The sequence below is a fragment of the Aminobacter sp. J44 genome (assembly GCF_007829415.1).
Classification (GTDB): Bacteria; Pseudomonadota; Alphaproteobacteria; order Rhizobiales; family Rhizobiaceae; genus Aerobium.
Map to the genome: position 1 here is coordinate 76,385 of NZ_VLJG01000034.1, position 23,650 is coordinate 100,034.

Below are 23,650 nucleotides of genomic sequence, written 5' to 3' on the forward strand. Positions count from 1 at the left end.
GCTACATTGCAAACAGGGCGAGCAGCGGTTCACGCGGCGCGAACGATTCGAGCGCCGCGCCGTCGCCTGCGGCAAACTCTGCCGCCACGTCGCCGCTGGAGCTGACGAAGGCGACCGAGCCGTCATCGCGGTCGATCCACCACTTCACCTTGGCCAGCGCGGGCAGCTGCTGCGAGCAGTCAGGCGTCACGGTAAGGTCCTTCTTCGGCCCTTCGCCAACAGCCGTGATGACGCAATCGCTTTTCACGCCGCCGGCAACGAGGAAGAACTTCTCGCCGCCGACGAGACCGTTCTTGATCGACGAGACGGTGACCGGATCAATCCCGGCATCCTGGGCGAAGAAATCTTGCTGGTACGCAAGCGCGGCAATTGCGGCCACGATGCCCGCATAGACCATCTTCATCGGTAGTCCCTCGATTGACCTGACGAGCGGCAAATCATGCCGCCCGTATGGTTAATCAATTGCTAATATTATTGAGGGCTACAGGTCAACCTTTCGGGTTGAGATGTTCCGTCTCGGGCGTGGGCGAAATCGCGCGGCCTTCCGTGAACCACGACAGCAGGTTGTCGACCACGAGGTCGGCCATCGCCTGGCGGGTGTGGATCGTTCCCGAGCCGACATGCGGCAGCAGCGAGGTGTTTTCCAGCTTCAGCAGGGCCTCCGGCACGTGGGGCTCATTGGCGAAGACGTCGAGGCCGGCCGCCATGATGACGCCGTTCGCCAGCGCCTGCGCCAGTGCGTCCTCGTCGACCGAGGTGCCGCGGCCGATATTGATGAAGATGCCATCCGAACCAAGCGCCGCCAGTACTTCCGCGTTGATCGCCTTGTCGGTCGACGCGCCGCCGGGCGCGATGCAGATCAGCGTGTCGACGGCGCCGGCCAGCTCGACCAGCGTCGGATAGTAGGTGTAGCTCACGCCCTCGACCGGGCGGCGGTTGTGGTAGCTGATCGGCAGGCCGAAGGCCTCTAGGCGGCGGGCGATGGCCTTGCCGATGCGGCCGAGGCCGAAGATGCCGACCTTGCGGTCGCGCAGCGTGCCGCGCGTCAGCGGATAGTCGCCAACGGATGTCCACTTGCCCTCGCGCAGCCAGGCCTCGGCCTTCGGGAGTTCGCGAACCGTGTTGAGGAGAAGGCCGATCGCGGTGTCGGCGACTTCCTCGGTCAGCACGTCCGGCGTGTTGGTGACGACGACGCCCTTCTTGCCTGCATAGCCAGAGTCGACGTGGTTGTAGCCGACACCGAAGCTCGAGATGATTTCGAGGTTCGGGAACGCGTCGATGTACGTCGCGTCGATCGGTGCGTTGGCGACGGTCGAAACCGCCAGCGCACGCACCTGCGCGCGTTCTTCCTCGCTCAGCAGGGACGCATCCGGGGTCTCGGTGACGAACACCTTGAACGCGCCGTGGATGCGATCGACCGCATGCTGATGCAGCTTAACGGGGATGAGGACCGTGATGTCGTGTGTATCGGCCAAAGCGCCGGCTCCTTGCAGTTGTCTTGAATTTGATGGTGAACCTACGCAGGCTGGCGCTCGCACGCAACCGGCCGGCGCGAGAGTTGAAACTTAGCGTTCGACTGGCTTGCCGGTAGACTGGCGGACGTGCAACTCGGGCCGGATCAGCTCTTGCCCGCCATGCACCTCAATCCCGTTGAGCCGGTCAAGCAGCGTTCGCGCCGCGCGGCGGCCGACCTCGCGCTGCCCGTTCCACACGGTCGTCAGCGCCGGCGTTGCAATCGCCGCTTCCTCGAGATCGTCGTACCCGGTGACGGAAATATCGACGCCCGGAACGAGTCCGGCGCGATAGATACCGTTCATCAGACCGATCGCAACGAGATCGTTCCAGCACACGGCAGCGGTAGGCTTGTCCTTATGCGCCAGAAACTGCTGCGAGGCTTCAAAGCCGGCCTGCTTGGTGCGCGGGCCCGGAATACGCCAGTCAGGACGCACCTCCAGCCCTGCATTCTGCATGGCGTTGAGATAGCCCTGATAACGGTCGCGGCCGGTCGAGGTCTGGTCGGTGCCGCCGATCATGACAATGCGGCGATGGCCGAGCGAGATCAGGTGGTTGGTGGCGAGCGCCGTGCCAAAAGTGTCGTCGCCGCGGAACACGGGCACGTCCGCCCCTGGCACAGAGCGCGCGATCAGCACGGCCGGCAGGCCGTTCTCTTCCACCATGCGGATGTCTTCGGCCGGCGTTCCGATCGCCGGCGACATGATCACGCCATCGGCGCCAAGCTGCAGTAGGGTGTCGAGGAAGGTGCGCTGCTTATCGAGCTTGTCATAGTGGTTCGACAGAAGGAAGGTCTGGCGGCTCCGGTCGAGCTCGGTCTCGATCGAGCGCAGGATCTCCGCAAAGAATGGGTTCATGATGTCGTGCACGACGACACCGACGATGCCCGAGCGAGAAGTACGCAACGATGCTGCCCGGCGGTTGTAGATGTAGCCGATTTCGCGGGCATATTCCTTGATGCGATCGCGGGTGGAGTCGGCGACCAGCGGACTGTCGCGCAGTGCCAGCGAAACGGTCGCCGTGGAGACGCCGAGCGCCTCAGCGATCGTCGACAGCTTGATCTTCTGAGCCAGGGAACCCCTCCGAGAGACAGTCTTCATGCTTAAACTGTTTAAATGTGGTTATGCCATCCCCAGCCGGGAGTTCAAAGCTTTTTTGCCAGATCGCTTGCGTCGCAGCCGGGAGTTGTTCTGCTGCGTTTTCTGAGCGTGTGCTCGCGGTGGATGATGTAGAGGCCTGAGGATACGATGATCGCAGCGCCCGCCAGCGTCCAGAGATCCGGAAGATCGGCAAAGACGATCCAGCCGAGCAGGATCATCCAGAGCATCTGCGAGTACGGATAAGGTGCGAGTGCCGAGGTTGAGGCCATCTTGTAGGCCTTGATCAGCAGATAGTGCCCGTAGCCACCGAGTGGCCCGAGGATCAGGAGCAGCAGCCACTGAAGGCCGTCGCTCGGCAGCGAGCCGTAAAGCGGCACCACCGGAAACATCAGCACGGTCGGCGCCAGCGCCGAATAGAAGATCAGGCTTTCCGTTGTCTCGGTCGCGCCCATCTTGCGCGTCATCAGCACGTAGAAGCTGTAGCTCAGCATCGAGCAGATCGACAGCACATGGCCGACGCCGAAGGTGCCAAAGCCCGGCCGAGTGATGACCAGCACGCCGAGGAAGCCGACGAGCACGGCCACCCAGCGCCGCCAGCCGACCGTTTCTCCGAGCAGCGGCCCGGCCAGCGCCGTGATGATCATCGGCGCGAAGAAGTAGATCGAGATGGTTTCGGCAAGCTGCAGCGTGCGCAGCGCGAGGAAATTGAAGATTGTCGAGCCGACCAAGAAGACGCCGCGCAGCACCTGCGCCGGAATGTTGTGCGTCCGGTAGAGGATCGGGTTCCTCCACCCCCTGAACAGGATCAGCGTCAGCACGAGGTGCACGGAAAAGCGCATCCATGCCACGAACGGAGCGGCCATGCCGTGCGTCACCAGATATTTCGCGCTCGTATCAAGGAACGAAAACAGGAAGCACGCCGCGAACACGACGAGGATCGCAGCGGCGGGTGTCGCAGCCTCGGTATCGGTATTGTTTGGGGTCAAGTCGAGGACCGAAAATCAGATGTCATGTGAAATGACAATTCTGCCAAGGTCCGGCCGGACGCAAGGGAAATCTTCAGGCGTCTTCCGTCTCTTCGGGCTCCGGCTCATCGTCCCGTTCTTCCGCCGCCTGCACCGCCCGGTCGAGCTGCTTCGTCGACGACAGGTTATCCTCGATCCGGCTGAGCAGCTTCATCAGCGTTTTCTGCTCTTTCTTGTCGAGGCCCTTCAGCGCGCGCTTCTCGTTCTTGCGCACCGCCTTCTCGATCTCGCGGATCGCGTTGCGGCCTTCCTCGGTGAGGAAGATGTGCGCTTGCCGGGCGTCCGTCGCCGAGGCGCGCTTCTCGACGAAACCTTGCGACTGGAGCCGGTTGATAGCCTTGGTGATGGTCGGTGGCCGCACGCCCAGCCGCGCCGCGAGCTGCCCAGGGGTCAGGCCGTCCTCGCGATCCAGCGCGATCATGATCTGGTCCTGCCCAGCATAGAACCCGTGCGCCAGCAAGCGGGCGGCAAGCGCGGTGCGCGACAGCCTGGCCGTTGCCTGCAGCTTGGCCATCACTGCCGATCTGTTCGCTTTCGACATCCTGTCCTCCTGCGATACGGGATTGCCCACGCCGTGCCCCGGGGATAGCGTGCCGGCTTACTCCCCCATCGCAGAGCCCAATAACAGAAACATGACAGCCAACGAAGTTTTTCGAGGCGACGCTGCGATAGCCGTCCTGCCTCTCGGTGCCACCGAGCAGCACGGCCCGCACCTGCCCTTCGAGACCGACACCATCATCGCCGAAGGCGTGGCCAGGCGCGTCGAGGCAATGCTCCCCGAAAGCCTCGAGGTCGAATTCCTGCCGGTCGAACCGGTCGGCTATTCGCCCGAGCACATGGATGTCGACGGAACGAAGACCCTCACCTTCGACGAAGCGATCAACCGCTGGATCGGGATCGGCGAACAGGTCAAGGCGCGCGGCATCCGCCGCCTCGTCTTCCTCAACGCGCATGGCGGCAACTCGCCGCTGATGACGATCGTCACCACCGAACTTCGGGTGCGCCACTCGATGCTGGCAGTTGCCTCAAGCTGGACCCGTTTCGGCTATCCCTCGAAATGGGTGTCACCGGAAGAGAAGGCACGCGGCATCCACGGCGGCTTCATCGAGACAAGCGTGATGCTGGCGCTGCGCCCGGACCTCGTGGACATGGCGAAGGCACGCGACTTTGAATCGGCACAGTCCCGCTTCGAACAGGAATTCAAGCACCTGCGCGCGTATGGCCCGCATGCCTTTGGCTGGAAGATGAGCGACCTGTCGCCAGAGGGCGTTGTCGGCAATGCGGCAGCCGCAAATGCGGAGGCCGGCAACGACATGCTGGATCACGCTGGGCGCGGTTTCGTCGAACTGCTGGTGGATGTCGCGAAGTTTGACCTCAACAGCTTGCGCTAGAGACGTGCAATCGCGGTTCCGCCGTCCTATATGCTCTTCACCAATCAAATTCAGCCCAGAGGCTAGGACATGACGCAGGCGCAAATTCCGGTGACGGTGCTCACCGGCTATCTCGGCTCCGGCAAGACCACCCTTTTGAACCGCATCCTCACTGAGGACCACGGCAAGCGCTACGCCGTCATCGTCAACGAATTTGGCGAGATCGGCATCGACAACGACCTGATCGTGGAATCCGACGAGGAAATCTACGAGATGAACAATGGCTGCATCTGCTGCACGGTGCGCGGTGACCTGATCCGCACCGTCGAGGGCCTGATGCGCCGCCCCGGCCGCTTCGACGCCATCCTTGTCGAGACCACCGGCCTTGCCGACCCCGCCCCGGTCGCGCAGACCTTCTTCATGGACGATGACGTCCGCGCCAAGACCAAGCTCGACGCAGTCGTGGCACTGGTCGACGCAAAGCACCTGCCGCTTCGCCTCAAGGATTCGAAGGAAGCGGAAGACCAGATCGCGTTCGCCGACGTCGTCATTCTCAACAAGACCGACCTCGTCAGCGAGGACGAGCTGCGTGACGTTGAAGCTGCCGTCCGTGCGATCAACCCGACCGCTCGGATCCACAAGACGCAGCGCTCGGCCGTTGATCTGAAGGAAGTTCTCGATCGCGGCGCGTTCGACCTGTCGCGCGTGCTGGAGAGCGATCCGCACTTCCTCGACGCGGACGAGCATGACCACGATCACGTCTGCGGCCCGGATTGTGACCACGATCACGTCTGCGGCCCGGATTGTGACCACGATCACCATCACCATGATCACCACCACCATCATGGCGTCTCCCCGATCCATAATGTTGGCGTGACCTCGATCTCGTTGCGCGCCAGCGAGATGGACCCGAAGAAGTTCTTCCCGTGGCTCGAGAAGACCACGCAGATGGACGGCCCGAACATCCTTCGTCTCAAGGGCATCATCGCCATCAAGGACGATCCGGACCGCTATGTCGTCCAGGGCGTGCACATGATCCTCGAAGGCGACCACCAGCGTCCGTGGAAGGATGACGAGAAGCGCGAAAGCCGTCTCGTCTTCATCGGCCGCGAGCTCGATGCCGAGCGCCTCAAGCGCACCTTCGAGGCCTGCCAGGCCGCTTGATTGCCAAGTAAAAAATGCCCGCCGGGCGCCTCGTGCGTCCGGCGTCTTTACGTGACGCGCTTGCCCACGTATTCCGGGGCTCACGATGACTGCGCTTCGCGCGCCGCAATCCGAGGAATTCTGACCCGTGCCAACTGTCGCTCCCATTGATCTCGACGGACACTGCATCACCGCGTGCTGGCTGGACGGCGTGCCGTTCTTCGCGCTGGCGGACGGCACTGTGCACCGACTGGACCATGGCCAGCAGACGACCGAGGCGCATGACGGCCTGCTCTGTGCAGTCCCGGCCCTCGATGGCAAGGCGCTGGTCACTGGCGGCGAGGACGGCCGCGTATGCTCGATCGCCGCGGACGGCACCGTCACCGAGGTCGCCAATATCGGCCGCAAGTGGGTGAACACGGTTGCGGCTGGGCCGCGCGGCGCGATCGCCTTCGGCGCTGGCCGCGTTGCCCATGTCCGCCTGCCTGATGGCACGGTCAATGATTTCCAGCACCAGCGCTCCGTCGAGGGCATTGCCTTCGCGCCCAAGGGCCTGCGCATCGCCGTCGCCCGCTACAATGGCGCGACGCTGCACTTCCCCGCAGCCGCCGGCAAGCCGGTGGAGCTTGAATGGGCCGGCGCGCACACCATGGTCACCTTCTCGCCCGACGGCAATTTCCTCGTCACCGCGATGCAGGAAAACGCCCTGCACGGCTGGAAGCTGTCCGACGGCAAGCACATGCGAATGGCCGGCTACCCGGCCAAGGTGAAGAGCCTGTCTTGGAGCAACAAGGGCCGCTGGCTCGCAAGCTCCGGCGCTCCGGCTGCCATCGTGTGGCCATTCCTGACCAAAGACGGCCCGATCGGCAAGGCACCGCTTGAGCTCGGCACGCGCGGCGACACCCTGGTCACCTCGGTCGCCTTCCACACCACCGACGAGATCCTCGCCATCGGCTATGCCGACGGCATGATCATGGCGGCGCGCGTGGCGGACCAGAAGGAAATCCTTTTGCGCCGGCCGGGCAAGGGCGCAATCACCTCGATGACCTGGGACGGTGAAGGCCGCCGCCTCGCCTTCGGCAGCGAAGCTGGAGACTGCGGCGTCATCGACGTCGCGGGCTGAGCTATTCGGCGAAACAGCTGATCTTGCCGCTGAGCGAGGCGGTCTTCGCCTCGCCGTCGGTCACGTCCGTCATGTCGTAGACCTCGATCCGGAACGAGCCCGTGTCTTCGCCTGACGTCGCGCTCAAGATCGTCGCCTCGACATAGCCGTGCGGAGCATCGCCCTCCCGCTCGCGATAGAGCTTCAGCTTCAATCCGTCACCATCGAGCCAATACTGGGCGACGTGCTCGCGAGCGAACTCGACCTTGCGCAGGTCTTCCGCGATCTCAGGATCGTTCACCTCGAGTGAACCGTCGAGGCTGAACAGCGCGCTGCCCATGCCCCGCGACACGCCGCCGCTGATGCTGATGCGCGCGTTTCCGTAATCCGCCTCGCACGAGATGCCTCCGGACGCCATGGCTGGCCCACTCGCCAGCACGGCCATCACCATTGCCACCCCTAGCCGCATTCCCGAACCTCCTGCGAATCGCGTCAACCTTGTTTGTGCTGGGTGGTTGCGGCTCCTTTGCGGCAAGGCTAGGAACTTGCAGGCGTTTGGAGGAAATTGCGTGGACGACATGACTGGGACCATCGGCGGCATCAGCCGCGCCCGCATCACCGCCTTCAGGGAGCGCGAGGCGGAGATTTATGCAGCGGCGCGCCCGCAGTCGAAGGCACTGATCGGCCAGGGAGCGGCAGGTTATCTCGGTGGCGTGCCGATGCACTGGATGCAAGACTGGCCGATGCCGTTCCCCTTCATCGTCAAGAAGGCCGAAGGCGCGAAGATCAAGGACATCGACGGCAACAAGCTCGCCGACTTCTGCCTCGGCGATACCGGCTCTATGTTCGGCCATTCGCCAGAGCCGGTGGTTGAGGCAATTAAGCGCCAGAGCAAGCGCGGCCTCACCTACATGCTGCCGAGCGATGACGCGCTGATGGTTGGTGAGTTGCTGGTTGAACGCTTCGGCCTGCCCTACTGGCAGATCGCGACCACCGCCACCGACGCCAACCGCTTTGCGCTGCGCGTTGCGCGCGCCGTCACCAACCGCCCGAAGATCCTCGTCTTCAACGGCTGCTATCATGGCTCGGTCGACGAGACCTTCGTGCAGCTGCGCCATGGCTGGCAGGTCAACAAGGCAGGGCTGGCAGGCGAGTTCCGCGACCTCACCCGCGGCGCGGTCGTGGTCGAGTTTAACGACATCGAGGCGGTCGAGCGCGCGCTTGCCGAAAGGGACATCGCCTGCGTCATTACCGAGCCGGTGATGACCAATTCCTGTATGGTGCTGCCCGAGCCCGGCTTCCACGAGCAGCTGCGCGAGGTCACCCGCAAATACGGCACGCTGCTCCTCATCGACGAGACCCACACCATCTCGACGGGGCCCGGCGGCTACACGCGCGGCTACGGGCTGGAGCCTGACCTCTTCGTCCTCGGCAAGCCCATCGCCGGCGGCGTCCCCGCCAGCGTCTGGGGCATGACGGAAGAAGTCGCCGCACGCTGGCAGGCCTATCTCGAGACCAAGGAGCCCGGCTATTCCGGCATGGGCACGACGCTCTCGGCCAACCCGCTCCAGTTCGCCGCCATGCGCGCGATGCTGGAAGATGTGATGACCGAGGAAGCCTACGAGCACATGGAAGAGCTCGCCGACCGCCTGCAGCAGGGCCTTGCCGAAGCCATCGACGACAACGAGCTCGGCTGGCACGTCGTCCGCGTCGGCGCCCGCGTCGAGTTCATCTGCGCGCCGGGCCCGCTCGCCAACGGCACCGAGGCCGCCGCTGCCCACGCGCCGGAACTGGAGGCGGCCATCCACCTCGGTCTCGTCAACCGCGGCTGCCTGATCGCGCCGTTCCACAACATGATGCTGGTCTCGCCGGCGACAAAGGAAAAGCATGTAGACCGCCTCATTGAGGCGTTCGACGATATCGTCTCGGAGCTGGCAGAGTGACCCTTTCCCCATCCGGTTCGAGCGTCGAGGAAGCGCTGTCCTTCCTCGATGCCCATCCTGAAATCGAAGCCTTTGACATCGTCCTGACGGATGCCAATGGCATCGGCCGTGGGAAGATCATCCGCCGCCACGAGCTGCAGGGCGTTTATGAGAACGGCCGCCACCTGCCGATCTCGATCCTTGGCCTCGATATCGTCGGCGAGGATGTTCACGAGACGGGCCTGATCTGGGACGCCGGCGATGGCGATCTGCGGGCCTGGCCGATCCCCGGCTCTCTGGTGCCGTTGCACGGCACTAACCCGCCGCGCGGGCAGGTGCTCCTGTCGATGTACGACCTCGACGGCAATCCGATGACCAGCGACCCCCGCCATGCGCTGAAGCGCGAGGTCGACGCGTTTGCCGCGCGCGGCCTCTATCCAGCCGGCGCGTTCGAGCTCGAGTTCTTCCTGCTTTCCAATGAGCGCGACAGCGAGGGCCGCGTCCAGCCTGCCCGTGCGGTGCTCGACGGCCGGGCCAGCAACAAGACCGAGGTCTATTCGGTCGATCACCTGCACGGCATGGAGCCGCTGTTCTCGGACATCTACAAGGCCGCAGCCGCGCAAGGCATTCCCGCCGAGACAGTCATCTCGGAATACGCTCCCGGCCAGTACGAGCTGACGCTCAACTACCGCAAGGACATCCTGCGCGCAGCCGACGACCTTTTGATGCTCAAGCGCCTCGTGCGCATGCAGGCGCGCCGCCACGGCGTCACCGCCTGCTTCATGGCAAAGCCCATCGAGCGCTATGCTGGCTCGGGAATGCACCTGCACGTCTCGATGCAGGATGGCGAGGGCCGAAACGTCTTCACCGAGGAGCGCGACGGCGAGTGGTCCCCGACGCTGCTGCATGCGCTCGGCGGACTCACCGCCACCATGGCGGAGTCGATGCTGGTCTTTGCGCCGCACGCGAACTCCTGGCGCCGTTTTGTCTCCCAGTCATATGCGCCAGTCGCACCGACCTGGGGCGTCAACAACCGTTCGGTCGCCTTGCGCGTGCCGGCAGGCTCGAAGTCTGCCCGCCGCATCGAGCACCGCCCGTCCGGCGTCGATGCGAACCCGTATCTCGTTGCGGCCACGGTTCTTGCAGGCATAGCGAAGGGCCTCGACGAAAAGCTCGACCCCGGCGCTGAGACGACCGGCAACGGCTACGAACGCGAGCGCGCCAATGGTGCGGAGATGCCGGCCGACTGGCTGTCGGCAATCAAGGCGGCGGAGGCCTCCAGCTTTCTTAAAGAAGCGCTGGGCGAGGACATGCACCGCACCTTCACGGCCATCAAGCGCGCAGAGTACTTGCGCGTTGCCCGCACGGTGAGCGAGCTCGACTACCACCTCTACCTGCACGAGGTCTGAGTTTCGCACTTTACGAAAATCGTGATTGGACGGAAGTTCGTCCGGAACATATGTAGAACATATGTCTGGTCTGTCCCTCCGTGAAAAGCTCAGCATCCTCGCCGACGCTGCGAAGTACGATGCGTCCTGCGCGTCTTCCGGTGCCGCCGGCCGCAACTCGCTCAAGTCCAAAGGCATCGGCTCGACCGAAGGGAGCGGCATCTGCCACTCCTACGCCCCCGACGGGCGCTGCATCTCGCTCCTAAAAATCCTGCTGACGAATTTCTGCATCTACGACTGCGCCTACTGTATCAACCGTTCGTCATCCAACGTGCGCCGCGCCCGCTTCTCCGTCGATGAGGTGGTGAGGCTCACGCTCGACTTTTACAAGCGTAACTACATCGAGGGCCTGTTCCTCTCCTCCGGTGTGATCCGCTCGCCTGACGAGACGATGGCCGAGATGGTGGAGATCGCCCGGCGTCTGCGCATCGAGCACTCTTTCCAGGGCTACATCCACCTCAAGACGATCCCTGAGGCGAGCGACGAGCTGATCGAGCAAGCCGGACTCTACGCCGACCGCCTGTCGATCAATGTCGAGCTGCCGACCGACGAGGGTGTGAAGCGCTTGGCGCCGCAGAAGAAGCCGGAGACGATCCGCGTTTCGATGGCGAACCTGCGCCTCAAGATCGAGGAGAAGTCTGAGCCAACCCTGCAGACAAAGCGCAAGCAGCGCTTCGCGCCGGGCGGGCAGTCGACACAGATGATCGTCGGCGCCGACGCCACCACCGACGCGGAAATCCTGACGACCTCGTCGCGACTTTATTCCGGCTACAAGCTCCGCCGCGTCTACTATTCGGCGTTCAGCCCGATCCCGGATTCATCCTCCGCGCTTCCCCTGATCCGTCCGCCGCTGATGCGCGAGCATCGGCTCTACCAGGCCGACTGGCTGATGCGCTTCTACGGCTTCGAAAAGGACGAGATCGTGGCCGCGCAGCCGAACGGGATGCTCGACCTCGAGATCGACCCCAAGCTTGCCTGGGCGCTCGCCAACCGCCACGTCTTCCCGGTCGACGTCAACCGCGCCCCCCGCGAAATGCTGCTGCGAATTCCCGGCATCGGCTCGAAGGTGGTCAAGCGCATCCTCGACATCAGGCGCTACCGAAGGCTCAGACTGGAAGACGTCGGCCGCCTGTGCGTGTCGATCGCCAAGGTACGACCATTCATCATCGCGGACGGCTGGAGCCCCGGCGGGTCGACCGACGCGCTGAACCTGCGCCAGCGGCTTGCGCCCCAACCCAAGCAGCTGTCGCTATTCTGATGGTCAGCTATTCGGTTACGCTCGCAGGGGAGACGGACTTTGCTGGCTGGCGCGACGCCGCCCGCCGGCTGGTGCTGAACGACGTACCGCCGCAGGACGTCGTCTGGCAGACGCAAGCCTCGGCCGACCTGTTCGGCGCTGGCGGCATTTCCCTGCCGGAAGTGCCGGACGGCAAAATCCTCAACGTGCCTCGCGAGTTCGTCGACGCCGCCGAGGGCGTGATTTGCCACCGCGATCCCGCGCGGCTTGCCCTTCTCTACCGGCTGCTCTGGCGCTTGCGCGACGAGCCGCMCCTTCTCAAGATTGCCTCCGACCCGGACGTCGCCGTGCTGCGCGAGATGGCAAAGTCGGTGCGCCGCGACATCCACAAGATGCGCGCCTTCGTCCGTTTCGTGCGCATCGGCGAAGGCGAGGACGAGCGCTACGTCGCCTGGTTCGAGCCGGAGCACTACATCGTTGAGCGCAACGCGCCGTTCTTCATCCGCCGCTTTACCGGCATGCGCTGGACGATCTTCACGCCGCACGCCTCCGCCGACTGGGATGGCGAAAAACTGTCGATCGGACCTGGCGCAACCCGCAACGACGTTCCGCGCGAGGACACCTCTAACGAGCTCTGGCGCACCTATTTCTCCAGCATCTTCAACCCGGCCCGTCTCAAGGTGAAGGCGATGCAGGCCGAGATGCCGAAGAAGTACTGGCGGAACCTTCCGGAGGCTTCGCTTATTCCGGATCTGATAAGGGGCGCGGACGCCGCGGCCCGCAGGATGCTGGAGACGATGCCGACCATGCCGGCTCCCCACCACGCAAAGATTCAGGAACGGGTCTGGAAGAAGGCCTCGGAGGAACAGGTTCCCGAGGTCGCCAGCAACCTTGGAGAGCTGCGCGCGCAGGCTGACGGCTGCCGCCGCTGCCCGCTCTGGCGCGACGCCACCCAGACCGTTTTCGGGGAAGGGCCCGAGAACGCAAAGATCGTCTTCGTCGGCGAGCAGCCGGGCGACCAGGAGGATCTGGCGGGACGCCCCTTCGTCGGTCCGGCCGGCCGGGTGTTCGACGAAGTGATCGAACAGGCCGGCATCGACCGCGAGAAGCTTTACGTCACCAATGCGGTGAAACACTTCAAGTTCGTCCCGCGCGGCAAGCGCCGCCTGCACCAGAAGCCGAACGCGGGTGAAGTCAATGCCTGCCGCTGGTGGATCGACAACGAGTTGAAGATGATCAAGCCGGAGCTTGTGGTGGCGATGGGCGCCACCGCCGCCCAGTCGTTGCTCGGTAAGGCGGTTCCCATCACCCGCATGCGCGGCCAAACCGTTACGCGCGAGGATGGACTGAAGGTGTTTCTTACCATCCACCCGTCCTTCATCCTGCGCATCCGCGAGAAAGAAGAGGCGCGCGCCGAGCGCGGCCGCTTCCTCAAGGACATGCAGGCGGTGGCGAAGCTCGCCTCTTAGAGGATCAGGATCGCCCGCAGGTCGTTGACATTGGTCCCGGTGGGACCCGGCACGAAGAGGTCACTCACCGCCGAAAACGCCGTCCACGCATCGTTGCGCATCAGCGCCGCCTTAGGGTCCTCGCCCGCCGCCCGCATGCGGCCCGCCGAGGTGAAGTCGGCGAAAGCGCCGGCATTGTTCTCGGAACCGTCGATGCCGTCGGTATCGGCAGCAAAGGCATGAACCCCTTCGACACCCTCGACTCCCAACGCGAACGCAAGCAGGAACTCGCTGTTGCGTCCGCCCTTGCCGCCCTTTTCGCGGATCGTCACGGTTGTTTCGCCGCCCGACAGCAGCAGCACCGGCTTTTCAAATGGCCGCCCCCGCATTGCGATCTCGCGCGCCATCGCCGCGTGAACGCCCGCCACCTCGCGCGCCTCGCCTTCCATCGAGTCAGACAGGATCACCGCTTTGATCCCGCGCTTTTCAGCCTCTGCAGCCGCCGCTTCGAGCGAGCGTGCGGCAGAGGCAATGACGTGAACCTCGTTGCCCGCAAACCGCGGATCGTCGGGCATGGGCGCGTTCGCAGCATCCGTCTCAAGATGCCGCATCGCAGCCTCCGGCAGCTTCAGCCGGTAGGCATTGACAATCGCCAGCGCATCCTGCCGGGTCGCACAATCAGGGACCGTCGGGCCCGACGCCACGAAGGCAGGGTTGTCGCCGGGAATGTCCGAGACGAGGAGCGAAACGACCTTTGCCGGATGCGCCGCCAGCGCCAGCCGCCCGCCCTTGATGGTCGAAAGATGCTTGCGCACCGTGTTCATCGCCGAGATCGGCGCGCCGGAGGCAAGCAGCGCCTCGTTGACCGCGATCTCGTCGGCAAGGGTCATACCTTCTGGCGGCGAAGGCAGCAGCGCCGAGCCGCCGCCCGAAATCAGCGCGACGACCAGGTCATCGCTCGTCAGCCCCTCGAGCTTCTCGAACAGCCGCTTCGAGGCAACGAGACCAGCCTCGTCCGGCACCGGATGCGCCGCCTCGATCACTTCGATCCGCTCGCACGCGCAGCCATAGCCGTAGCGGGTGACGACAAGGCCGTCGATCGGCCCGTCCCAGGCCTTTTCGAAGGCAGCAGCCATCTGCGCCGAGCCCTTGCCGGCCCCAATGACGATGGTGCGGCCCTTCGGCTTTGCGGGCAGGAACTGGCGGATCGCCTTTTCCGGGTCGGCGGCAGCAACCGCCGCGTTGAACAGCGCGGTGAAGAATTCGCGTGGATCAGTAATCACTTTCAGGCCGTCAGTTCGCGCTTCAGGGGGCGACCGGCAACGTAAGTTTCCCTCACGGGACGATCATCGCCCAGCGTTTGCAGCACGAACAGTTCCTCGGCAAGCGATTTTACGGTTTCCATGCGCAGCGCCATCGCCGGCGTCGCCGTCGCGTCCAGCACGACGAGGTCGGCATCGGTGCCCACATCCAGCGTGCCAATGCGCTCATCCAACGACAGCGCCTTGGCGTTGCCGAGCGTCATCTGCCAGAAGGCCGCGAACGGGTTCATCTTCTCGCCCTGCAGCGCCACGACCTTGTAGGCCTCGTCCATCGTCCGCAGCATCGAATAGGAGGTGCCGCCGCCGACATCGGTCGCTGCCGCGATTCGCACCGGCTTTGAGCGCTTCGAATAGCCCTGCCAGTCGAACAGGCCGGAGCCAAGGAAGAGGTTGGAGGTCGGGCAGAACACGGCGACCGAGCCGCTTTCCGACAGCGCATCCGCCTCGCGGTCCGACAGGTGGATGCAGTGGCCGAACAGCGCCTTCGGGCCGAGCAGACCGTAACGGGCATAGACGTCGGTGTAGTCTGTGGAGGCGGGATAGAGCTCTTGCGTGAAGGCGATCTCCGCCTTGTTCTCCGAAAGATGCGTCTGCATGTGGAGGTCCGGATGCTCGCGCATCAGCGCGCCAGCCAGCTCCATTTGTTCCGGCGTCGAGGTGATGGCAAATCGGGGCGTGACCGCATAGTGCAGCCGGCCCTTTCCGTGCCACTCGGCGATCAGCGCCTTGGTGTCGTCATAGCCAGACTGCGCGGTGTCGCGCAGGCCGTCCGGCGCGTTGCGGTCCATCATCACCTTGCCCGCAATCACCAGCATGTCGCGCGACAGCGCCTCGGCAAAGAAGGCATCGACGCTCTGCCGGTGCACCGAGCAATAGGCGGCGACCGTCGTCGTACCGTTGCGGATGATCTCGTCGCAGAACAGCCGCGCGATGCGGCGGCCGTGCTGCGCGTCGATGAACTTCGTTTCTTCCGGGAAGGTGTAGGTGTTGAGCCAGTCGAGCAGCTCGGCGCCGTAGGAGGCGATCACCTGCATCTGCGGCACATGCACATGCGCATCGATAAAGCCGGGCAGGATCAGGTGCGGACGATGGTCCTCGACCGGGACTTCACCGGCCTTTTCCGCGACCAGCGCATAGGGGCCGACCGCGGCGATCTTGCCGCCGCAGACAAGGATGCCCCCGTCTTCCTCATAGACGTACGAGGCGCGATCATCGACGGTTTCAGGGCGGGAACGAAACGAAAGCGTGCGGCCGCGAAGCAGACGTTCGGTCATCGGTGGTGTCCTTCTTGCGAGGCGAAGCGTTGGCGTTGCCCCTCACCTGCCTGCCGGCATGCTATCCCCGTAAGCGGGGAGAGGAACGACTGCCGCGACCGTTCCGCCTTCCATTCTCCCCGTTCACGAGGAGAAGGTGCCCGGAGGGCGGATGAGGGGCAGCGCCCAACGTCTAAATCCTTCACTTCATCGCCTCTTCGAACCAGGCGACGATCAGCGCGCGTTCTTCCTTGGTGATGCCGGAGACATTGGCAGGCGGCATGGCGTGGCTGCGCCCCGCCTGCAGGTAGATCTCGCGGGCATGCTCGGCGACAGCGACGTCGGTGTCGAGCCGCACGCCTTTCGGCGTGAAGTGGATGCCGTCCCAGGCAGGCTCGGCCGCGTGGCACATCGAGCAGCGGCCCATGACGGTGTCGCGCACGGCGGCAAAATGGGTCGACTGCATGAAGCGCTCAGCTGACGGCGACGGCTTCTCTTCGCCGGTGAGCGCGGACGGCACGGTCGACAGCCACATGATAATGATGAACAGCACCGCCGCCGCGCCCCAGGTCCAGTGCGGATTGCCCTTCCGCGCATGCACCGTGTTGAAGTAGTGCCGGATCAGCACGCCGATCAGGAATACCAGCGATGCGATTACCCAGTTGAACTCGGTGGCGTAGGCCAGCGGGTAGTGGTTCGACAGCATCAGGAAGATGACCGGCAGCGTCAGGTAGTTGTTGTGCAGCGACCGGGTCTTGGCGATCTTGCCGTACTTCGGGTCGGGCTTTCGGCCGGCGATCAGGTCGGCCACCACGATCTTCTGGTTCGGAATGATGATCAGGAACACATTCGCCGACATGATCGTCGCGGTGAACGCGCCGAGATGCAGGAAAGCCGCGCGGCCGGTGAAGAGGTGCGTGTAGCCCCAGGCGATCAGAACCAGGATCGGGAACAGTACCAGCATCAGCAGCGTGTCGTTGTTCGCGAGCTTCGAGCAGCAGAGCTGGTCGTAGATCAGCCAGCCGAGCACCAGCGAACCCATCGAGATCAGGATCGCCACTGGCTGCGACACGTCGAGGACGTTCGGATCGATCAGGTAAAGGTCCGCGCCCGCGTAGTAGACGATGGCGAGCAGGAAGAAGCCCGACATCCACGTGAAGTAGGACTCCCACTTGAACCAGGTCAGGTGCTCAGGCATTCGCGCCGGCGCGACCAGATATTTCTGGATGTGGTAGAAGCCGCCGCCGTGGACCTGCCACTCCTCGCCATGCGCGCCTTCCGGCATGCCCTCCCGCTTCACGAGGCCGAGGTCGAGTGCGATGAAGTAGAAGGACGAGCCGATCCAGGCGATCGCGGTGATGACGTGCAGCCAGCGCACGCCAAACGATAGCCATTCCCAGAAAATCGCGTAGTCGTTCATCTTTGTCCCCGATAGCTGGTGCGCCCAGCATTCTTGTCACTGCGCAGCTTACGGGAAGTGGTTCAATCCGAAAGAGGGAAGAGCCACGATGACTTTCAAAAAAATCGCGAAAATGGTAGCTCAAGACCGACAGGGGAGCGAGCAACATGGCCTATCTGGACAACATCGCCGTCTTCGTGCGGGTGGTCGAGCTTGGCAATCTCTCGGCTGCCGGGCGGGACCTGCGCATTTCCCCCGCTGTTGCTTCCAACCGCATCAAGGAGCTGGAAAAGTACCTCGGTGTGCGCCTGTTCAACCGCACAACGCGTCAGCTTTCACCGACCGAGCACGGCCGTGTCTTTTACGAAGGCGCGCGCAAAGTACTGGATGCCGKGGCCGAAGCCGATGCGGCGGTGACCGCTCTTTCAGGCCAGCCGCGCGGCACGATCCGCGTCACCGCTCCGCTTGGCATCGGCCGCCGGCTGATCGCGTCCGGCATTCCGGAATTCCACGACCGTTATCCCGACATCGAGGTGCGACTGCGCCTTTCCGACCGTCATGTCGACATCATGAAGGAAGGCATCGACGTCGCCTTCCGTCTTGGACACCTGGAGGATTCCAGCCTCAGGATGCGCGGGATCATGGACTGCGAGCGCGTGCTGGCCGCGGCTCCGTCCTATCTGGAGCGCCGGGGCGAGCCGAAGACGCCGCAGGACCTCGTCAATGACAGGCACGACTGCCTTCTACTGCGCTTTCCGGGCGCGCAGGAGTTCGTGTGGACACTCAAGACGCCGGAAGGCCCGCGAAGGGTCGAGGTCCGCGGGCCGTTTGATTCAGATGATGGTGACGTGATTACCGGCTGGGCGCTCGCGGGTCGCGGGATCATCAACAAGCCGCGCTTCGACATCGAGCCATTCCTGCGGGATGGCAGGCTGAAAATCGTCCTGCCGGACAATCCGCCGCCGCCGGTGCAGCTTGCCGCAGTTTTCCCGCATAAGAAGTTTCAGGATCCCAAGGTCCGCCTGCTGCTCGACTTCATGGCGGAGCGTTGCCAGCGAATGATCCGCGAGATCCTGTCCGGCAAGGCCTAGCCGATGCCAAGGAACGACAGGATGGCAACGACGATGACCACCAGGCCGACGATATAGATGATGCTGTTCATGGTACTTCCCTCAGTTTGTTTCGTGAAAGAAACACCCTGAGGGGTAAAACGGTTCCGCCGGGCTTCTTCAGCCTCTTGAGGGAAGGTAGCGCAGGAGCTCGGCCGTCACCAGCGCGGCAATGACGGCGGGCCGCTTGTCCTTCACCTCGGTGCCGCCGATCGGGCAGATCAGCCTGCTGAACCTCTCTTCGGTTCCGCCCGCCTCGCGAAGATACCAGCTGCGGAAGGTCGCCTTCTTCGTCTTCGAACCGATCATGCCGACATAAGCAGCATCGCCGCGCGCCAGCGCCTCGGCGACGATCAGAAAATCCAGCGAATGGTCGTGGGTGAGCACCACGAAGGCCGAGTCCGGCCGCGCGTCGCGCACGACCTCTTCCGGCACCGCGGTTCCGATGGTCCTGATGCCTTCGGGGACACCCTCAAGTTCCTCCGGCCGCGTCTCCACCAGCGTCGTCGTCAGCGGCAGGAGGGACAGGGCATTGGCAAGCGCATGCCCGACATGCCCGCCGCCGAACAGAAAGACATTCGGCTGGGTCTCCTCCTCGACCGCGATGCGGGCGGGAATCGTCTGCCTGAGTTCGTCATCAACCAGCGCAAGGTCGATCGTCACCCGCCCGCCGCAGCACTGGCCGATCTCCGGGCCGAGCGGAACGTCGAGCTTCGCCGTACCGATCCTCTGAGCGATCATCTCACGGGCGCGGGCGACCGCCATGAATTCGAGCTGGCCGCCGCCGATGGTGCCAAAGATGCCGGTCGGCGAGACCAGCATCCAGGTAGCCACCTCGCGCGGCGTCGAGCCTTTCGCCTCGCTGATCTCGACCAGCGCGAGGCCGGGCGACGCGGCAAGGAAGTCGTGAAGCTGTCGCGCCTGCGGGGTCATGCCCTGCGCCACCGTTCTATCGTCCGGACTCGGCCTTCAGCCGCTCGATCGCCATCAGCACGCGCTCCGGCGTCGCCGGCGCATCGAGCCGCGGGCAGATCTTGTGATCCGCGACGCTCGCCACCGCGTCCGACAGCGCGTGCAGTACCGAAATGCCGAGCGGCAGCGGCGGCTCGCCGACCGCCTTCGAGCGGTGGATCGTCGGCTCGTAAGCCTGCGACCAGTCGGTCAGCGCCACATTGAAAATCTTTGGGCGGTCGGAGGCGAGCGGGATCTTGTAAGTCGAAGGCGCGTGCGTGCGCAGCCGGCCCTTCTCGTCCCAGACCAGTTCTTCCGTGGTCAGCCAGCCGGCGCCCTGGATGAAGCCCCCCTCGACCTGTCCCTGGTCGATCGCCGGGTTCAGCGAGCGGCCGACGTCGTGCAGGATATCGGTGCGTTCCAGAACGTACTCGCCGGTCAGCGTGTCGACCGACACTTCCGAGCATGCCGCGCCATAGGCGAAGTAGTAGAAGGCGTGGCCCTTGCCGGCTGAGCGGTCCCAGTGGATCTTCGGCGTCTTGTAGAAGCCCGCCGCCGACAGCTGCACACGCGCGACATAGGCCTGGCGCACGATCTCGTTGAACGGGATCTCTTGGTTGCCGACCCGAACGCGGTTTGGCAGGAACACGACCTGTTCCTTCGGCACGCCGTACTTTTCCGCCGCAAAATCGATCAGCCGCTTCTTGATCTGCCGCGCTGCGTCCTGCGCCGCCATGCCGTTGAGGTCGGCGCCCGATGAGGCCGCCGTCGGCGAGGTGTTCGGCACCTTGCCAGTCGTGGTGGCGGTGATGCGCACCCGGTCGAGGTCGATCTGCAGTTCCTCGGCCACCACTTGCGCCACCTTGAGATGCAGCCCTTGCCCCATCTCGGTGCCGCCGTGGTTCATGTGCACCGAACCGTCGGCATAGATATGCACCAGCGCACCGGCCTGGTTGGACTCGGTCTTGGTGAACGAGATGCCGAACTTGACCGGCGTCAGCGCAATGCCGCGCTTGATGACGCGGCTGTTGGCATTGAACGCGGCGATCTCGCGGCGGCGGCCAGCATAGTCGGCGCGTTCCTCCAGCTCGGCGACGATCTGCTGGATGATGCAGTCCTCAACCTTCTGGTGATAGGGCGTGAGGTTGCGCCCGCCGTCGCTGCCCATTGGGTCGTAGAAGTTGAGCTTGCGGATCTCGAGCGGATCCTTGCCGACCGCAAACGCCACTTCCTCGATCACGCGCTCGGCACCCACCATGCCCTGCGGGCCGCCGAAGCCGCGAAAGGCTGTGTTGGAGACGGTGTTGGTCTTCAAGAGCGCCGACTTCGCATGCACATGCGGGAAGAAATAGGCGTTGTCGCAGTGAAACAGGGCGCGGTCGCCCACCGGGCCCGACAGGTCGGCCGAGAAGCCGGCCCTGAGCGCAAAGATGTAGTCGACGCCGAGGATGCGGCCTTCCTCGTCGAAGCCGACCTCATAGTCGATGGCGAAGTCGTGCCGCTTGCCGGTCGCGGCCATGTCCTCATCGCGGTCGAGGCGAACTTTCACCGGCCGGCCGAGCTTCTTGGCCGCGATTGCCGCCAGCACCGCCCACTGGTTCGCCTGCGTTTCCTTGCCGCCGAAGCCGCCGCCCATGCGCCGTACCTCGACAGTGACGGCATGCGAGGCAATGCCCAGCGCATGCGCCACCATGTGCTGTGTTTCGCTTGGCCCCTGTGTCGAGCAGTAGACCGTCACCTCGTCATCCTCGCCGGGGACGGCCATCGACACCTGCCCCTCGAGGTAGAAATGATCCTGCCCGCCAAGCAGCATCCGACCCTTCACCCGCCGCGGCGCCTGCGCAATCGCCTCTGTCGCCTCGCCGCGCTTCAGCGTCAGCGGCGGAAACACCTGCGGGTGGCTGTCGAAGTCGAGGTCCCTGATGTCGAAGACGCCCGGCAGCTCCTCGTACTCGACCTTGGCGAGCCGCGCGGCGCGGCGTGCCTGCGCGCGCGTTTCGGCGATCACGCAGAAGATCGGCTGGCCGTGGAACTCGACCTTGCCGTCGGCAAGGATCGGATCGTCGTTCATGCCGGACGGCGAGATGTCGTTAGTGCCCGGAATGTCCTTCGCGGTCAGCACAGCGACCACGCCCGGCGCGCTCCGCACCGCCGAAAGGTCCATCGACTTGATGATGCCATGCGCGACGCCGGCAAGCCCCAGCCCCGCATGTAGCGTGCCCGCCGGCTCCGGCATGTCGTCGATGTAGATGGCGGTGCCGGAAACATGCTTGTGCGCGGAATCGTGCCGCTCGGGCGCATGGACGCCGCCCTTGATGCGGGTCGCCTTGAGGTCCTGGACTGGATGATTGCCCATCTCACGCCTCCTCGCAGCGCTTGACCCTGAACGGCTTCGCCGCACTGGTGGTTTCGAGATAGAACCGCAACAGCAGGTTTTTCGCTGCCAGCAGGCGGTACTCCGCCGTCGCGCGCATGTCGGTGAGCGGCGTGTAGTCGGTCGCATATGCCGCCTGCGCCGCCACGATCGTTTCCTCGGTCCACGGCTGGCCAATCAGCGCCTGCTCCACCGCCCTTGCCCGCTTCGGCGTCGCGGCCATGCCGCCATAGGCAATCCGTGCGGCGGCCACCCTGCCCTCGCGCACCTGCACATTGAAGGCGCCCAGCGCTGCCGTGATGTCCTCGTCGCGGCGCTTGGAGATCTTGTGGACGGCAAAATGCGCGTCTGGCGCCGGAAGCGGCACATGGACCGACTCCACGAACTCGCCGGGAGCCCGGTCCTGCTTGCCATAGGCGATGAAGAAATCTTCGAGCGGGATGCAGCGGCGGACATTCCCGTGCCGCAGCGTGACCGATGCGCCTAGTGCGATCAGCGGCGGCGGCGTATCGCCGATCGGGGAACCATTGGCGATATTGCCGCCGATCGTGCCCATGTTGCGCACCTGCTCGCCACCGATGCGGTCGACCAGCGCGCCCAGCGCCGGGACGCGAGCCGCCAGGAAATCTCGCGCCTGCGTATAGCTGACACCGGCGCCGATGCGGATGCCGTCCTGGTGTTCGGTGATGGTCTGTAGCTCCTCCAGCCCGCCGATGAAGATGACCGGCGAGATGTCGCGCATTTGCTTGGTCACCGACAGGCCAACGTCGGTTGATCCCGCGACGACAGTCGCCGCCGGCTCGGCGGCGTAGATCTCGGCGAAATCGTCGACCGAAGCCGGAACGATCAGCCGGTTCTTGCCCGACCCAATCTCGACGCGCGCGCCATCCTTGAGCGCGGCAAGCCGGGCGGCAATGTCCGTTCGCTCCTTCGCCAGCAGATCGCGACCAGCCTCGCCATAGGACGAGATCGCGCGGGCCGCGCGCATGATCGACTCGTATCCAGTGCAGCGGCAGAGATTGCCCTGCAGCGCCTTCTCGATCCGCGCGTCAGACGGGCTCGGCTCTCGCATCCACAGCACATAGAGCGACATGACGAAGCCCGGCGTGCAGAAGCCGCACTGCGAGCCATGAAAATCGACCAGCGCCTGCTGCACCGGATGCAGCCCGCCATTCTCGCCGCGAAGGTGCTCGACCGTCACGACGTGGCAGCCATCGAGCGAGCCGAGGAAGCGGATGCAGGCGTTGACGGATTCATAGACGAGCTCACCGCCCGTCAGCCGGCCGACCAGCACCGTGCAGGCGCCGCAATCGCCCTCAGCGCAGCCTTCCTTGCTGCCACGCAGCGACCGGCGCAGGCGCAGGAAGTCGAGCAGCAGTTCGTCCGGCTTGACGTCCGGGAGCGTGACCGTCTCGCCGTTGAGGATGAAGCGGATTTCGCGGCGAACCGGCTGGGCCATCTCAGCTCCCCCTATAGGTCGAGTAGCCGAACGGCGAGATCAGCAGCGGGACATGATAGTGGGCCCGCTCGGCCATACCGAAGCGGATCGGTATCTCGTCGAGGAACAGCGGGTCAGGCAGCTTCGCGCCGCTCGCGCGCAGATAGTCGCCGGCGTGGAAGACGAGTTCGTAGACACCGGTCTGGAAGGCGTCACCCTCGAGCACAGGCGCATCGCAGCGGCCGTCATGGTTGGTGACAACGTCCTTCACCTTCTGCCGCGTCTCGCCCTCGATCCGGTAAAGCGTGATCTTCAGACCCGCCGCGGGCTTGCCCGAAGCGGTATCGAGAACGTGGGTTGTAAGCCTCCCGGCCCCTGCCTGCGCCATAATTTTCTCCTGCCCCGCATCTTCCGGCGTTGGGATTGCCTTCGATCTTCGCAACCTATTGCATCGGATGCAAATGGCAGCGGCGAAAGCGCCAAAAAGACTTTCAAAT

The 23,650-nt window shown here is 64.4% G+C and carries 21 protein-coding genes; 8 read left to right on the forward strand and 13 right to left on the reverse strand.

The annotated features are described in order from the left end of the window. Position 1: 1 nt before the first annotated feature. The 5 genes from L610_RS13295 to L610_RS13315 all read right to left on the reverse strand — a co-directional run bounded on the left by L610_RS13295 (position 2) and on the right by L610_RS13315 (position 4,178). The gene (locus L610_RS13295; RefSeq protein ID WP_024847453.1) at positions 2-403 is read right to left on the reverse strand and encodes a hypothetical protein; all 402 of its coding nucleotides are present in this window, start codon (positions 401-403) and stop codon (positions 2-4) included. Between the two features lie 85 nt (positions 404-488). After that, the gene (locus L610_RS13300; RefSeq protein ID WP_144705615.1) at positions 489-1,475 is read right to left on the reverse strand and encodes a 2-hydroxyacid dehydrogenase; all 987 of its coding nucleotides are present in this window, start codon (positions 1,473-1,475) and stop codon (positions 489-491) included. Between the two features lie 90 nt (positions 1,476-1,565). Beyond that, entirely contained in the window at positions 1,566-2,585 is a 1,020-nt protein-coding gene (locus tag L610_RS13305; RefSeq protein ID WP_024847455.1) for a LacI family DNA-binding transcriptional regulator, read from the reverse strand. 71 nt (positions 2,586-2,656) lie between these two features. Then, a complete protein-coding gene (locus L610_RS13310; RefSeq protein WP_246659015.1) occupies positions 2,657-3,598 on the reverse strand; it encodes a DMT family transporter in 942 nt (313 codons plus the stop codon). Positions 3,599-3,671: 73 nt separating this feature from the next. Next, entirely contained in the window at positions 3,672-4,178 is a 507-nt protein-coding gene (locus L610_RS13315; protein ID WP_024847457.1) for a MarR family winged helix-turn-helix transcriptional regulator, read from the reverse strand. Positions 4,179-4,269: 91 nt separating this feature from the next. Between L610_RS13315 and L610_RS13320 the strand changes: the two genes are divergently transcribed. From L610_RS13320 to L610_RS13330, 3 genes are all read left to right on the forward strand, one after another. After that, a complete protein-coding gene (locus L610_RS13320) occupies positions 4,270-5,028 on the forward strand; it encodes a creatininase family protein (protein ID WP_024847458.1) in 759 nt (252 codons plus the stop codon). 69 nt (positions 5,029-5,097) lie between these two features. Then, the gene (locus L610_RS13325; RefSeq protein WP_144705617.1) at positions 5,098-6,171 is read left to right on the forward strand and encodes a GTP-binding protein; all 1,074 of its coding nucleotides are present in this window, start codon (positions 5,098-5,100) and stop codon (positions 6,169-6,171) included. A gap of 127 nt (positions 6,172-6,298) precedes the next feature. Beyond that, complete coding sequence (locus L610_RS13330) at positions 6,299-7,273, forward strand: WD40 repeat domain-containing protein (protein ID WP_024847460.1); 975 nt, start codon at positions 6,299-6,301, stop codon at positions 7,271-7,273. A gap of 1 nt (position 7,274) precedes the next feature. On the opposite strand, the gene L610_RS13335 is transcribed toward L610_RS13330, so the two are convergent. Beyond that, positions 7,275-7,721, reverse strand: a complete 447-nt coding sequence (locus L610_RS13335) for a hypothetical protein (protein ID WP_144705619.1) — start codon at positions 7,719-7,721, stop codon at positions 7,275-7,277. A 109-nt stretch (positions 7,722-7,830) separates the two neighbouring features. Between L610_RS13335 and L610_RS13340 the strand changes: the two genes are divergently transcribed. The 4 genes from L610_RS13340 (at position 7,831) to L610_RS13355 (ending at position 13,328) form a co-directional block, all read left to right on the forward strand. Continuing rightward, positions 7,831-9,195 (forward strand): aspartate aminotransferase family protein, encoded by a 1,365-nt coding sequence (locus L610_RS13340; protein ID WP_144705717.1) that lies wholly within the window; start codon positions 7,831-7,833, stop codon positions 9,193-9,195. Beyond that, positions 9,192-10,583, forward strand: coding sequence for a glutamine synthetase family protein (locus tag L610_RS13345; protein WP_144705621.1), 1,392 nt, complete (start codon positions 9,192-9,194; stop codon positions 10,581-10,583). The genes L610_RS13340 and L610_RS13345 overlap by 4 nt, the downstream gene beginning before the upstream one ends. Positions 10,584-10,644: 61 nt before the next feature. Then, on the forward strand, positions 10,645-11,880 hold the full coding sequence (locus tag L610_RS13350; protein WP_144705623.1) for a putative DNA modification/repair radical SAM protein: 1,236 nt from the start codon (positions 10,645-10,647) through the stop codon (positions 11,878-11,880). Then, entirely contained in the window at positions 11,880-13,328 is a 1,449-nt protein-coding gene (locus L610_RS13355; protein WP_144705625.1) for a UdgX family uracil-DNA binding protein, read from the forward strand. Before L610_RS13350 ends, L610_RS13355 begins: the two co-directional genes overlap by 1 nt. Here L610_RS13355 and L610_RS13360 read toward each other — a convergent pair. From L610_RS13360 to L610_RS13370, 3 genes are all read right to left on the reverse strand, one after another. Beyond that, positions 13,325-14,596 (reverse strand): glycerate kinase, encoded by a 1,272-nt coding sequence (locus tag L610_RS13360; protein ID WP_144705627.1) that lies wholly within the window; start codon positions 14,594-14,596, stop codon positions 13,325-13,327. The genes L610_RS13355 and L610_RS13360 overlap by 4 nt on opposite strands. Then, complete coding sequence (guaD, locus tag L610_RS13365) at positions 14,593-15,903, reverse strand: guanine deaminase (RefSeq protein ID WP_144705629.1); 1,311 nt, start codon at positions 15,901-15,903, stop codon at positions 14,593-14,595. Before guaD ends, L610_RS13360 begins: the two co-directional genes overlap by 4 nt. A gap of 181 nt (positions 15,904-16,084) precedes the next feature. Then, positions 16,085-17,302, reverse strand: a complete 1,218-nt coding sequence (locus L610_RS13370) for a urate hydroxylase PuuD (RefSeq protein ID WP_144705631.1) — start codon at positions 17,300-17,302, stop codon at positions 16,085-16,087. 146 nt (positions 17,303-17,448) lie between these two features. On the opposite strand from L610_RS13370, the gene L610_RS13375 reads away from it, so the two are divergent. Then, positions 17,449-18,372, forward strand: a complete 924-nt coding sequence (locus L610_RS13375; RefSeq protein ID WP_144705633.1) for a LysR family transcriptional regulator — start codon at positions 17,449-17,451, stop codon at positions 18,370-18,372. Positions 18,373-18,510: 138 nt separating this feature from the next. Here the strand turns inward: L610_RS13375 and xdhC are convergent, their stop codons facing one another. From xdhC to uraH, 4 genes are read right to left on the reverse strand one after another with little or no spacing between them, the layout of a single operon-like run. After that, complete coding sequence (xdhC, locus tag L610_RS13380; protein WP_144705635.1) at positions 18,511-19,323, reverse strand: xanthine dehydrogenase accessory protein XdhC; 813 nt, start codon at positions 19,321-19,323, stop codon at positions 18,511-18,513. Positions 19,324-19,339: 16 nt separating this feature from the next. Further along, positions 19,340-21,697: a xanthine dehydrogenase molybdopterin binding subunit gene (gene xdhB, locus L610_RS13385; protein ID WP_144705637.1), complete on the reverse strand. Its 2,358-nt coding sequence runs from the start codon at positions 21,695-21,697 to the stop codon at positions 19,340-19,342. A gap of 1 nt (position 21,698) precedes the next feature. After that, positions 21,699-23,174, reverse strand: coding sequence for a xanthine dehydrogenase small subunit (gene xdhA / locus L610_RS13390; RefSeq protein ID WP_144705639.1), 1,476 nt, complete (start codon positions 23,172-23,174; stop codon positions 21,699-21,701). Position 23,175: 1 nt separating this feature from the next. Continuing rightward, positions 23,176-23,541 carry a hydroxyisourate hydrolase gene (uraH, locus tag L610_RS13395; protein ID WP_024847473.1) on the reverse strand — a complete coding sequence of 122 codons (366 nt, stop codon included), beginning with the start codon at positions 23,539-23,541 and terminating at the stop codon, positions 23,176-23,178. Between the last annotated feature and the right edge of the window lie 109 nt (positions 23,542-23,650).

Excerpts from the sequence above, each read along its gene's own strand:
- L610_RS13335 (WP_144705619.1), bottom strand. The coding sequence starts at position 7,721 with ATGCGGCTAGGGGTGGCAATGGTGATGGCCGTGCTGGCGAGTGGGCCA.
- L610_RS13350 (WP_144705623.1), top strand. The coding sequence starts at position 10,645 with ATGTCTGGTCTGTCCCTCCGTGAAAAGCTCAGCATCCTCGCCGACGCT.
- L610_RS13340 (WP_144705717.1), top strand. The coding sequence starts at position 7,831 with ATGACTGGGACCATCGGCGGCATCAGCCGCGCCCGCATCACCGCCTTC.
- guaD (WP_144705629.1), bottom strand. The coding sequence starts at position 15,903 with ATGACCGAACGTCTGCTTCGCGGCCGCACGCTTTCGTTTCGTTCCCGC.
- L610_RS13370 (WP_144705631.1), bottom strand. The coding sequence starts at position 17,302 with ATGAACGACTACGCGATTTTCTGGGAATGGCTATCGTTTGGCGTGCGC.
- xdhC (WP_144705635.1), bottom strand. The coding sequence starts at position 19,323 with ATGACCCCGCAGGCGCGACAGCTTCACGACTTCCTTGCCGCGTCGCCC.
- xdhB (WP_144705637.1), bottom strand. The coding sequence starts at position 21,697 with ATGGGCAATCATCCAGTCCAGGACCTCAAGGCGACCCGCATCAAGGGC.
- uraH (WP_024847473.1), bottom strand. The coding sequence starts at position 23,541 with ATGGCGCAGGCAGGGGCCGGGAGGCTTACAACCCACGTTCTCGATACC.
- L610_RS13325 (WP_144705617.1), top strand. The coding sequence starts at position 5,098 with ATGACGCAGGCGCAAATTCCGGTGACGGTGCTCACCGGCTATCTCGGC.
- xdhA (WP_144705639.1), bottom strand. The coding sequence starts at position 23,174 with ATGGCCCAGCCGGTTCGCCGCGAAATCCGCTTCATCCTCAACGGCGAG.
- L610_RS13320 (WP_024847458.1), top strand. The coding sequence starts at position 4,270 with ATGACAGCCAACGAAGTTTTTCGAGGCGACGCTGCGATAGCCGTCCTG.
- L610_RS13295 (WP_024847453.1), bottom strand. The coding sequence starts at position 403 with ATGAAGATGGTCTATGCGGGCATCGTGGCCGCAATTGCCGCGCTTGCG.
- L610_RS13315 (WP_024847457.1), bottom strand. The coding sequence starts at position 4,178 with ATGTCGAAAGCGAACAGATCGGCAGTGATGGCCAAGCTGCAGGCAACG.